General features: G+C 62.9%; 13 protein-coding genes and 1 tRNA gene. 2 read left to right on the top strand and 12 right to left on the bottom strand.

Annotated features, from left to right (window positions below; genetic code table 11):
• Positions 1–9 precede the first annotated feature (9 nt).
• A complete protein-coding gene (locus tag ACLL97_RS11520) occupies positions 10–762 on the top strand; it encodes a polyprenol monophosphomannose synthase (RefSeq protein ID WP_411280633.1) in 753 nt (250 codons plus the stop codon).
• Positions 762–1601: a diaminopimelate epimerase gene (dapF, locus tag ACLL97_RS11515; RefSeq protein WP_411280618.1), complete on the top strand. Its 840-nt coding sequence runs from the start codon at positions 762–764 to the stop codon at positions 1599–1601. Before ACLL97_RS11520 ends, dapF begins: the two co-directional genes overlap by 1 nt.
• Positions 1602–2044: 443 nt before the next feature.
• Here dapF and ACLL97_RS11510 read toward each other — a convergent pair whose 3' ends face one another.
• The 12 genes from ACLL97_RS11510 to ACLL97_RS11455 all read right to left on the bottom strand — a co-directional run bounded on the left by ACLL97_RS11510 (position 2045) and on the right by ACLL97_RS11455 (position 11344).
• Positions 2045–2710, bottom strand: a complete 666-nt coding sequence (locus ACLL97_RS11510; protein WP_411280617.1) for a YfgM family protein — start codon at positions 2708–2710, stop codon at positions 2045–2047.
• 152 nt (positions 2711–2862) lie between these two features.
• Positions 2863–2936 (bottom strand) — tRNA-Arg (locus ACLL97_RS11505).
• Between the two features lie 451 nt (positions 2937–3387).
• Positions 3388–3918, bottom strand: a complete 531-nt coding sequence (locus tag ACLL97_RS11500; RefSeq protein ID WP_411280616.1) for an adenine phosphoribosyltransferase — start codon at positions 3916–3918, stop codon at positions 3388–3390.
• 27 nt (positions 3919–3945) lie between these two features.
• Complete coding sequence (locus ACLL97_RS11495) at positions 3946–4233, bottom strand: acylphosphatase (RefSeq protein WP_411280615.1); 288 nt, start codon at positions 4231–4233, stop codon at positions 3946–3948.
• Entirely contained in the window at positions 4233–5183 is a 951-nt protein-coding gene (locus ACLL97_RS11490) for a hypothetical protein (RefSeq protein ID WP_411280614.1), read from the bottom strand. The genes ACLL97_RS11495 and ACLL97_RS11490 overlap by 1 nt, the downstream gene beginning before the upstream one ends.
• A gap of 75 nt (positions 5184–5258) precedes the next feature.
• Complete coding sequence (locus ACLL97_RS11485; RefSeq protein WP_411280613.1) at positions 5259–5918, bottom strand: protein-L-isoaspartate(D-aspartate) O-methyltransferase; 660 nt, start codon at positions 5916–5918, stop codon at positions 5259–5261.
• Complete coding sequence (gene surE, locus ACLL97_RS11480) at positions 5900–6658, bottom strand: 5'/3'-nucleotidase SurE (protein WP_411280612.1); 759 nt, start codon at positions 6656–6658, stop codon at positions 5900–5902. Before surE ends, ACLL97_RS11485 begins: the two co-directional genes overlap by 19 nt.
• 62 nt (positions 6659–6720) lie before the next feature.
• On the bottom strand, positions 6721–7098 hold the full coding sequence (locus ACLL97_RS11475) for a MerR family transcriptional regulator (protein WP_411280611.1): 378 nt from the start codon (positions 7096–7098) through the stop codon (positions 6721–6723).
• Position 7099: 1 nt separating this feature from the next.
• Positions 7100–8104 (bottom strand): NAD(P)H-dependent glycerol-3-phosphate dehydrogenase, encoded by a 1005-nt coding sequence (locus ACLL97_RS11470; protein WP_411280610.1) that lies wholly within the window; start codon positions 8102–8104, stop codon positions 7100–7102.
• Positions 8104–8733, bottom strand: a complete 630-nt coding sequence (gene plsY, locus ACLL97_RS11465; RefSeq protein ID WP_411280632.1) for a glycerol-3-phosphate 1-O-acyltransferase PlsY — start codon at positions 8731–8733, stop codon at positions 8104–8106. The genes ACLL97_RS11470 and plsY overlap by 1 nt, the downstream gene beginning before the upstream one ends.
• Before the next feature lie 5 nt (positions 8734–8738).
• A complete protein-coding gene (gene der, locus ACLL97_RS11460; protein ID WP_411280609.1) occupies positions 8739–10052 on the bottom strand; it encodes a ribosome biogenesis GTPase Der in 1314 nt (437 codons plus the stop codon).
• Positions 10049–11344 (bottom strand): DUF512 domain-containing protein, encoded by a 1296-nt coding sequence (locus ACLL97_RS11455; protein ID WP_411280608.1) that lies wholly within the window; start codon positions 11342–11344, stop codon positions 10049–10051. The genes der and ACLL97_RS11455 overlap by 4 nt, the downstream gene beginning before the upstream one ends.
• Positions 11345–11411 lie beyond the last annotated feature (67 nt).

Here is an 11411-nt window from a genome sequence, read left to right as displayed (position 1 = left end):
GTGACGCGAATTCCGTCACCGGCTCGTGGCTGCCTCGCGTTAGGCGAACGCGGCCTAGTGATCGTACCAACGTATAACGAGAGCGAAAATGTGACCCGCATCGTCCCGCTGATCCTGGCCCAGGATGAGCGCCTCGATGTGTTGGTGGTCGACGATAACTCTCCGGACGGCACCGGACAGCTCGCCGATCAGCTGGCCGCGGCCAATCGCCGCGTCCACGTGCTCCATCGTGCGGGGAAGGAAGGACTCGGCCGTGCGTACCTGGCGGGGTTTAAATGGGCGCTCGAGCGCGAATACGCCTTCATCTTTGAGATGGACGCCGACTTCTCGCACGATCCCAGTCACCTGCCGGAGTTCCTGGCCGCGATCCGCGACACCGATATGGTGCTCGGCTCGCGCTACCGCGATGGCAGGGTGACGGTCGTCAACTGGCCGATGACTCGCCTGATCTTATCGTATGGCGCGAACATCTATGCGCGCGCGGTCACCGGACTTCGGCTCGGTGACGCGACCGGCGGCTTCAAGTGCTTCCGCCGTGAAGTGCTCATGGCGATTCCGCTCGACCAGGTTCGCTCCAACGGATACGCCTTCCAGATCGAGATGAGCTTTCGAGCGTGGAAGCGTGGATTTCGCATCGCGGAGATACCCATTGTGTTCCACGATCGTACGGAAGGCGAATCGAAGATGTCGAAGCGGATCGTACGGGAGGCGATTTGGATGGTGTGGCGGCTCCGATGGTGGGCGATCACGGGGAACGCCTGATGTCGCCGCACTCCCCGTTGCGGGGAATCCCCTTTGTGAAGATGACGGGATCGGGCAACGATTTCGTGTTCTTCGACGGGCGTGAGGTGTCGCGCGACATTGTGACAGCACCTGAGCTGATCAGGTCTATATGTAATAGAAACAACGGGATAGGAGCTGACGGGCTAGTGGTTATCGAGCCTGCAACGCCCGATGCCGATGTGCGACTGCACTACTTTAATCGCGACGGGACGCCGGCTGATCTCTGTGGAAATGCGACGCTCTGTTCGACGGCACTGTCGGCGATGCTGGGACTTGCTTCCGCGTCGGGGATGACGCTCACCACGCCGGCCGGACTCATTGCCAGTCGTCTCGCCGATTCAGAGCCCGAGATCGATTTGCAGCCGGTCACGGTGATCCACACCGCCATGCCGATCGACTTGGTGGCGGGGGAGCAACGCATCGGGTTCGCACTAGCCGGCATTCCGCACTTGGTGATCCTGTGTGATGATGCCGACCACGTGGACGTGGACGGTCGAGGGCCGACGCTTCGCCGCCACACGGCCTCTGGGCCAGCGGGGGCAAATGTGAACTGGGTTTCGTCGTTGCCTGGTAAGCGATGGCGGTATCGTACCTTCGAGCGAGGCGTCGAAGGGGAAACCTTGGCGTGCGGTACGGGGGCTGTTGCCACGGCGGTACTGCTGGCAGCGTGGGGGTTAGCTACGTCATCGACGGTCACGATCCGGACGAGTTCTCGGCGTGATCTGGAAGTGCGGCTGTCGGCGACCGCGTCAGGCTTTGAGCCGACACTTCGTGGCGAGGGCCGCGTGGTGTTCCGCGGCGTGATCGAGTCGATCTAGCGGCTTGCGAGAGCGTCGTGATCCGGTGGTGTGTGCGGGTCGCACGGCGGATTGGTTGAGTCGCGGACTCATGCGGTTTTGATCACAAGATCCATGTGGGAAGGTGGACAGCTTTACAGTTCGTGAGCTTTGACGGTTCATCTGCCTTCACGCAGACAGCCTAACCATATGCTGTGCATAACGTTGCTGCGTTCATCCACAGGTGGATGGAGAAATCCCCAGAATGTTTCCCACAGTTATCCACCAACATTGGTTTACATAACATGTATTATGCGCATACAATAAGGAGACAGTATCCACAGAATGACGCTATTGCGACGTGTTCGGGGCCCGTTAGTGTCGTCTCTGCCGCAAACAAAACAGCGGTCCGGATCTACTCCGGACCGCCGTCACCTACCACTTCACAAAACGCTCGCGGTGCTGTTCACTCCACACCGCGTCGATCAGTTCTTTCCCGCACCGGCAAGTTCGCCCAACCGGACATTGGCTTCCTGCGCCGACGGACTGTCGGACTTAACCAACTCTTCCCAGATCTTCTTGGCTTCCGCGTTCTTGCCGGCCGCCATCAAGCTGCGGGCTTCCGACGCCTTGTAGCTATTCTTGTCGTTGTCGAACTTCGCGGCCGTCGACGCCTTGGCGTAGTGAGTCGCCGCCTCAGCCATCTTACCCTGGAGTTCGTATCCAACCGCGATCATCGACTCCATCGACGCCTTGAAGTCGGCACTGGCGCTGCCCACGGACTTCTCAAGTGAGGAGATACCGTCGGCGTACTTCTTCTGCTCGAAGAGCGTTTGAGCCAGAAGCAATGCCGCCTGCTGGCCGGCAGCGGTTCCGGAATAACTCTTCGCGACCTTGTCGAGCGCCTTCGTGGCTTCGTCGAGCTTGCCCTGGGCCATCGGGGCCTGCGCGGCGTAGAGCGCCGTTGAGGCCTTGGCGTTCTGGCCCGACGAGTAGCTACGGTAGCCGAAGATCGCCAACGCGGCAACGGCGACGCCACCAACCGCCATGCCGATCGGACGGCTGTTCGACTGGAACCAATCGCCAAGCCTCTCCATCGGATCGTCGGAGAGGCTTGAGGAGGACGACGCGGAACGGGACGACTGGGCCATGCGGAAGACCAGCGATGAGGGGCAACGATGGGTGCGCCCAGCCTCCGGTGGCACGATCACGCGTGCGGCAACGGAGCGGACGGATCTAGCCTCTAAATATAGTGACGAACGCCCCCGGATTGTATGGGGGCGTTTGCATTAGTCGCAACTGATGTCCCCGGCAGGGATCGAACCTGCGGCCTGAAGTTTAGGAAACTTCCGCTCTATCCAACTGAGCTACGAGGACGACAACGCACAACGAATCAGAACGTGGTTCGGGGGCGTGTAGTGTAAGGGCGAGCGGTAAACTTGCGCACCTGAAGCCGACGACTCAAGTCCTCGCAAGTTGCCTCACTCCGCTCGGTGTCCGCCGCCAGACACCGATTCGGAGTGAGCCTGTCTCGACTCGCAGGGTCGGGTCGCACGCGGCGACGCTGCCATACTTGTACTCTTGATGACACGGCGAGCGGCTCCCTCCGCGCCGGTTCGCCCGCAGCCAGCTGAGTCGCCGTATGGCGTACCGTATGGCGTACCGCATGGCGTACCGCATGGCGTACCGCATGGCGTACCGTATGGCGTATGAAGGTGCCGTGTGGAAAGAGCGCTCGAGCATTGCCCTACGGAACACCAGCCGACAGTTCACGTCTTGCCCGCTCGCGAAGGAGTGCTGCGCGCAAGACTGCCCGTCGGTTCGGTGCCTACAGCGTTACCACGGAATGCACCTCTCTCCCTGGCAACCGCGAGCGACCCTCAAGAAAGCACAACTCGACCAGTACCGACAGGCCAACGACCTTCCCCCCGAGCCGCTCGATGAGTCGACAGGTTGCGGCCGCCGTGCCGCCGGTCGCGAGCACATCGTCGACCACCAGCACGCGAGCACCTGCCCCGACCGCGTCCGTGTGCATCTCGAGCACGTCGCTCCGGTATTCCAAGTCGTACGACTCACGCGCGGTTTTCCACGGTAACTTGCCGGGTTTGCGCGCAGGCGCGAATGGCACATCGAGTTCCAGCGCCATCGGCATGCCGAACAGAAAGCCACGACTTTCCACCCCGACGACATGCGTCAGGCCGGCGCCGCGGTACGGGGCCACCATCGCAGAGATCACGTCGCGCATCAGTGCCGGATCGGCCAGCACCGGGGTGATGTCCTTGAAGAGAACACCCGGCGACGGGAAGTGCGGGACGTCGCGGAGTGTAGCGGTCAATCGGTCGATTAGAGCGGCAGCCATGCGCGCCAAGTTATCACACGACGTGGCTTAGCGCTCGATCACGAATGCGGTCGGTAACCCGACCGCGTCGAAACTCGTGAGTTCCCGTCGGACCACGTTCGTGACAGTCGAGTGGCGCGGACCGATATGCAATTGACGCTCTAACGCGTCCAACGATTCCGCCTCACCGGAAGCGACCAGTACCACAGCGCCATCTGGTTCGTTCCGGACCCAGCCAGCAAGCTCGAGCGCACGCGCCTGCGCACGCACATACCACCGGAAGCCAACCCCCTGCACTTCCCCTTCTACTCGATAGCGGCGAACCGCCAGCGCCATCAGCGACGGACGCCAAGGAGTGCGGCCAGCGCCGCCGCCAACGCGGCAGCATCGCCGAGACGGGGCTCGTACCCCGCCAGCGAGATCTCCCCGTCTCGCACGCGGCGCGCGAGCACCTCGAGTGCCTTGGCCGCCGCCTCCGCGCTCTCCTCCCCCGCCCGACGTGCCCGATCGGCCCAAGGTTCGATGACGCTGCTCGAGCCCGGAGTGGGCACCCGAGCCGACGCGATCGCGCCGTCTTTCTGAAGCGGCATGATGTCGATCAGGTCATCGTCGCTCCACGCCGGAAGTGGCTCCGGGGTCAGCGACGCGTCGAACAACCGTGCGGACTCACCCGCGTCACTGGCAATGCCCTCGTGGTCGCGTAGTTCATCCGCCAGCGACCGCAGCTGCGCAGCTGCCTCGTCAAGCGCCCACGCATCCGACGGCATCGGTGTGTCCGAGGCGGGCGGCGAGTGTGGCGCGGTCGACTCGTCTACCGCCCGCATCGGCATTGCCGGGGTCGATGACAAAAATGCATCGATCCACGGCAGCGACGCTACCTCCGGTTCCAGCGGCGGGGGCGGCTCGATCAAGGACACGGCGAAGACTTCCTCCGTGGCATCGACAAACGCCGGGAGCGCGAATGCCGGCGTCACGAAGTCATCCTGCGCCTGCGATCCGAGCGGCGTGAAGTACGCCGGCGTCGGATACGATGGTGGCATCCCGGTCGCCGGCATCTCCGCTGGTGGTGCATGGGCCGAGGCGATCGGCGCGACGAAGCGCGGCGTTACCGGGCGCTCAACGACGGGCTTTCCACGCCATGGCTCCGGCACGTACGGACCGACGTTGGCCCAACCCGACTGCAGGCCACGCTCTATCGACGCGCTCCTCGCTTGCGGAAACGCGTAGGGAGCGGCGGGTGAGCGCTCGATGGCGCCGTGAGATGGAGTTGAGGCAGGTGTGGACATAGCGTGGTCAGTCCGTGAGTGCCGAAGATGCGCCGAGGAGCAGTCGCGCGCAAACGTGCGCAACGGCCAGATCAATCAGGCCGGCCAACCACCGGCCCCAATTAAGGGGACGAAGCGGACCGGAACGATGTCACGACCTTCTAAAACTCCGTTGCGCTTTACGAACAGTGTCAACATCTGTTCGTCCCTACCACCGATCGGAATCAGCATCCGTCCACCTTCAGCCAACTGCTCCTCCAACGCCGGTGGCACGTGCGGCGCGCCAGCGCTGACTACGATGCCGTCATAGGGACCATACTCACGCCAGCCGAGTGTGCCGTCACCGAGCAGGATGGAGACGTTACGCACGTTGGCCTGCTGCAGAATCGGGCGCGTTTTGTCGAGCAAGGCCGGAAAACGTTCGATCGAAAACACCTGCGCCGCGAGTTCGGACAAGAGCGCCGTCTGATAGCCGGAACCCGTGCCGATCTCGAGCACCTTCTCCTTGCCCGTGAGCATCAGCTGCTCAAGGGCGCGGGCGTGCACATAGGGCTGTGAGATCGTCTGCCCGCTGCCGATCGGCAGGGCCGAATCTTCATATGCGCGGTGGCGCACGGTGGGCGGTACGAACAGATGCCGGGGCACCTGATCGATCGCCCGCAGCACGGCCAGATCGCGAATGCCCTTGTCTTGAAGCGCCTCGACGAGCCGTCGACGCGCGCCACGGAACTCCGGCTCTACAGTGGACGCCACCAATCCGTCGCCGTATCGAGCACATCGCGGTGCGTGAGGTCGAGATGCAACGGGGTCACCGAGATATATCCGTCGTGCACGGCGCGGAAATCGGAGTCGTCTGGACCGCTCCACTCCACACTGCCACCGCCGATCCACAGGATCTCGCGACCCCAAGGGTCCTTCATCTTGGTGATGGAATCGCTGAACACGCGACGACCGAGGCGCGTGAGACGCACGCCCTTGATCTGATCACCGGCCACGTTGGGAAGATTCACGTTCAACAGCGTTTCTCGCGGGAACGACGTGAGCGACATCAGGTGCGTCAACAGATCGCGCAACACCTCCACCTGCGTCTCGAGCAGCGCATCCGCGCGCAGCACGCTGCCGGCAAATGAGACCGCGATGGACGGAATGCCGAGGGCGAGACCTTCCATCGCCGCCGCCACCGTGCCGCTATACAGCACATCTTCGCCCATGTTCGGGCCGTGATTGATACCGCTGATCACGTAGTCAGGGCGCGCGTCGAGCAGCGCTTCGCACGCGAGCATGACGCAATCGGTCGGCGTGCCGTCCACCTGCCAACGACGCTCACCGAGTCGCACCGGACGCAGCGGATGATGCAGCGTCAGCGAATGACTGGTCGCGCTCTGTTCACGATCTGGGGCCACGACGCTAAGCTCGCCGAGCGGCAGACAGGCCTGCTCGAGCACGCCCAAGCCCTTGGCGAGAATGCCGTCGTCGTTACTGAGAAGAATGCGCATCGGATCGGGTGAAAGACGAAAAGCGAAGAGAGCGAACACGCAAAAACACGGCGTGGGTCGCGCTATCGAGGACGCGGTGCCGGTCGGTCATCGAGCATGGCCTGCAACTCCGCCAGATCTCGCTCGATACTCTCGAGCGTCTCCACTTCGAGCGCCGCTCGGGCCGTCGGTCGCAGCGAGCCGCCCTTGCGGTGCTCATCGAGCTTCTGTCGGGCGCCGTCGATCGTGAACTTCTCAGTGTAGAGCAGATGCTTCACGAGCAGAATCAGCTCAACTTCGCGACGGGCGTACACACGATTGCCGCTGCGATTCTTGGCTGGGTTAAGCAGCTTGAACTGGCTCTCCCAATAGCGCAGCACGTGCGGTTTCAGATCGGTGAGTGAACAGACCTCACCAATCGAATAGAACTCCTGGATCGGTTCGCCGCGGGGCGCTGCCAACTCAGTCGCGCTCCGCGCGCAGTTCGCGCACCATCAACTCCGCAACCGCTTCCTGCGGATCCTGTTTCTCAAACAGGATCCGATACGTCGCATCGATGATCGGCATCTCGACACCGGCCCGGTCGGCCAGCGCCTTCGCACTCTGCGCGTTCAGCACGCCTTCGGCCACACTGTCCTTTCCCGCCAGAGCCTCGTCGAGCGACTGCCCCTGCCCGATCGCCACGCCGAGCGCGCGGTTGCGCGAAAGCGCGCCGGTGCAGGTCAGCACGAGATCACCGAGGCCCGCCAGCCCGGCGAAGGTCTCGGCACGTGCTCCGAGGGAGACCCCAAGTCGCGTCATCTCCGCCAAACCGCGTGTCATGAGTGCGGCTCGCGGATTGTACCCGAGCCCGAGCCCGTCGAGGATACCCGTGGCAACCGCCATCACGTTTTTGAGCGCGCCGCCGAGTTCCACACCCACGACGTCATCGCTGGTATACACGCGGAATGCGGCAGCACTCATGGCGCCCTGTACCAGTTTGGCCGCGCTCGGCGAGACGCTGGCGGCGACGACGGCGGTGGGCTGACCCTTGGCCACTTCAGCCGCGAAGCTCGGACCACTCACCGCCACCACGTCATGCCCGAGCGCTTCCTGTGCGACGACATCGGTCATCAACGCCAGCGTCCCGCGCTCGATGCCCTTGGTGGCCACCGACAACACCGCGCCCGGCGCAATCGCACCGGCGCAGGACGCGACAACCGCTCGCAGCACGTGCGACGGAGCGGCATACACCACAAGACCGGCGTCCAGCAGCGCGACAGCCATGTCGCTGCTCGCGATAAGCCCCGGTGCCAGCGCGATATCGGGCAGGAACCGGGGGTTCTCGTGACGCGCGTTGACCGCATCGACCACATCCGATTCGCGCGCCCAGAGCGTTACACGATGACCGTTGCGCACCAGACGATCGGCGATCGCCGTCCCCCAGGCACCACCACCGATCACGGCACAGGCGATCGTACGATCCATCAGGCGCGTCCTCCGGCGGAAGGCGACGATGTCCGTTCCACGCGGCGTTCTTCGCCGCGGCGCAGACGGCCGATGTTCTCACGGTGGGTCCAGAAGACAAACGCGCCAACGACGGCGCTCACGATCACGAGCGGCGTGATCGCACGTTGCTGTAGCAACAACGCCACCGGCAATACCACAGCACCGACCAGCGAGCCAAGCGACACGTACCGAGTCGTCGCGACCACGATCACGAAACCGCCGATGGCACAGAGCGCCGGAATGGGCGTCAACGCGATGAACACGCCACTCGCGGTCGCGACGCCTTTGCCTCCCCCTTTACCCATCAGGAACACGGGGCGAACATGTCCGAGAATCGCAAGCAGGCCACACCCGACTCCCCACGGCCACCCCGACGCCATTCCGATGGCGGCGGGGAGCAGCAGCACCGGTAGTGCCCCCTTGAGGCCATCTACGACATACACCAGCAGCCCCCACTTCCACCCCAGCGTGCGAAACACGTTCGTCGCACCGAGGTTGCCAGATCCCACCGTCCGCAGATCGACACCGTTGGCTTTCCCCACGAGGTACGCCGTGGGAAAAGAGCCAATCATGTACGCGGCGAGCAGCGTTGCGGCCTGGGCGAGCATGGAACTCACGACTCGCGCTTGCTCCGCATGATGATGCGCATCGGCGACCCGGTGAAGCCCCACTTCTCTCGAAGTTGATTGTGGATGAAGCGGATATAGTTCTCGGGGATCAGCTCCGGGTGATTCCCGAAGAAGGCAAACGTGGGAGGAGAGGTCTCCACCTGCGTGGCGTAGTTCAGCTTCACTTCGCGACCCGCCGCCTGCGGCGGCTGCAGTCGAGCAATGATCTCCTGCAGTGCGTCATTGACCTGCGACGTGGAGATGCGGCGAGTGCGCTGTGCCTGCACCTCGAGCGCCATGTCGAGCACCTTGTTCACGCGCTGGCCAGTCAGCGCCGACGTGAACAGGAAAGGCACGAAGCCAAGATACGGCACTTTCTCGACGGCGTCCTTCCGGAACTTGGCCGAACTCTTGTCCGTCTTGTCCGCGTACAGGTCCCACTTGTTGATTACCATGATCAGCCCGCGACCGGCTTCCCACGCCAGCGTCGCGATCTTCAGATCTTGGTTTTGCAACCCCTCCGTTGCGTCGACCATGAGGATGCAGACATCCGACGAATCAATGGCCCGACGTGTGCGCAGCGCCGAGTAGAATTCGATGCCGTCATCGATCTTCGACTGCCGCCGCAATCCGGCGGTATCGACGAAAATGATCTCTTGATCGTGATAACGCATCGGGGCGTCGATCGAATCGCGCGTGGTGCCCGATTCGTCGTTTACCACGAGTCGCTCTTCACCGAGCAGCTTGTTCACGAACGATGACTTGCCCACGTTCGGACGGCCGATGACGGCAATGCGCACTGCTGCTGACGGGACTTCATCCGTTTCCGGAATGGCCGCGACGACGGCGTCCAGGAGGTCTCCCGAGCCCTTGCCGTTGGCGGCGGACACGGGGTACACGTCGGTCACGCCAAGACGGTAGAAGTCGTAGAAGTCGGCGCTGTTCGGATCGTCGACTTTATTGGCGACCAGTACCCACGGCTTCTTCGCATGACGCAGGATATCGACGAGGCGCGCGTCGCTGGGGTGCACGCCGACCTTGGCGTCGACCACGAGCATGAGCAGATCCGCTTCGTCGATCGCCTGCATGACCTGGTTGCGGATGGCGACGTCCATCGGCTCATTCGAATCTTCGACGAGACCGCCGGTATCGACCAGCCAGAAGTGATGGCCGGCCCAGTCGGCCTGGCCGAAATGGCGGTCGCGGGTCGTGCCCGCTTCCTCGCTGACGATCGCGGACGCGTCGCCGACGATACGATTGAACAAATGGGACTTCCCAACATTGGGACGTCCGACGATGGCTATGACTGGAAGACTCATGCGGCTGGTTGGAACGCCGCGTCACCTTCCGGGACCAGCGCGTCTATGAAATCGTACGAAGGGTACACGGGCATCGGCAGCGATTCTCGCACCGCCACGAACGACTCTTCGTCGAGAAAGAGTCCATCGTCGTTGATGCACTCGGCGGGAATGAGCGCAAGATCGAGATCGAGCCGATCAACGAGCGCCTTGCGAATATCGGCCCCCACCAGCAATCCGGCGGTGGTCGTGGTCGGACCGAACAACGAGTTTTCCATGGTGATGAGCGAAAATTCGGCGCCGGTGGCTTCACGTAGCAGGTCGAGCAATTCGGGCATCAACGGCGTCATGGAGACACCCGTCACGACGCCAATCTTCTTGCCGTCGAGGCGGGGCAGTTGCGAGAGTCCGGCACGCAGGCGGGCGCGCAACGAGGTCACCGCACCGACACCATTCTCGATCTGCGAGAAGTCGCCGTAATGCGCCATGTCGGGAAGCGGCTCGTCGGACAACAGGTACAGCTCGTCAGAACCGAACACCCACCGGTCACCACGTTCGACGACGCCACGCTCGGCCCATCGATGCACCGTATCGAGCAAGCAGCGAGCATTCACCGCATCCATCGACTTGCCGTTGTACAGATGCGAAAACTGTGTCACACCGACCGGCACGAGCGCCACGGACATCACCGCATCACCGAGGGTCCAGAGATCGGTGAGTGACTGCTCAAGCACGTCGCCATCATTCAGGCCGGGAACGATGACCATCTGCCCGTGGAACTGAATACCGCCCTCGGCCAGCCGCGTGAGCTGGTCCACGATATTCGGGACGCGCGGGTTGTTGAGGAGGACCTTCCGTGCTTCCCACGGCGTCGCATGAACGGACACGTACAACGGCGACAGTCGGTACTCGAGGATACGCGCGATGTCCTTTTCTTTCACGTTCGACAGCGTGGCAAAGTTGCCGTACGCGAAGGACAGCCGGTAATCGTCGTCGCGGATGTAGAGTCCCTTCCGCAATCCCTTGGGGAGTCCTTCAATGAAGCAGAACTCGCACCGGTTGGCGCATCGTCGCACCGTAGGCGGCGCGAGCTCCACACCCATCGGTTCACCGCCGTCCCGTTCGATATCGTATTCAACTTCCGAACCATCCGGTAGCCGCGCCGACACGATGAACGCCTCATCGGCCGTCAGGAACTCCCAATCGAGGAAGTCTTCCAACGGCCGTTCGTTAACGGCGAGGAGTTCAGTGCCAGGAACGATGCCGATCTCGTCGGCAATGCTCCCTGGCTGCACACGTGTGACGCGAACCATGACCCGGGACGAAAACAGGGGAAGAAGCCCAAAGGCCTTCCCCCGGATGACAAGGGGCGGCAACCGT

The sequence above is a fragment of the Gemmatimonas sp. genome (assembly GCF_046594945.1).
In the GTDB taxonomy this organism is placed as follows: Bacteria; Gemmatimonadota; Gemmatimonadetes; order Gemmatimonadales; family Gemmatimonadaceae; genus Gemmatimonas.
This window is presented reverse-complemented; position numbering and strand designations above follow the sequence as displayed.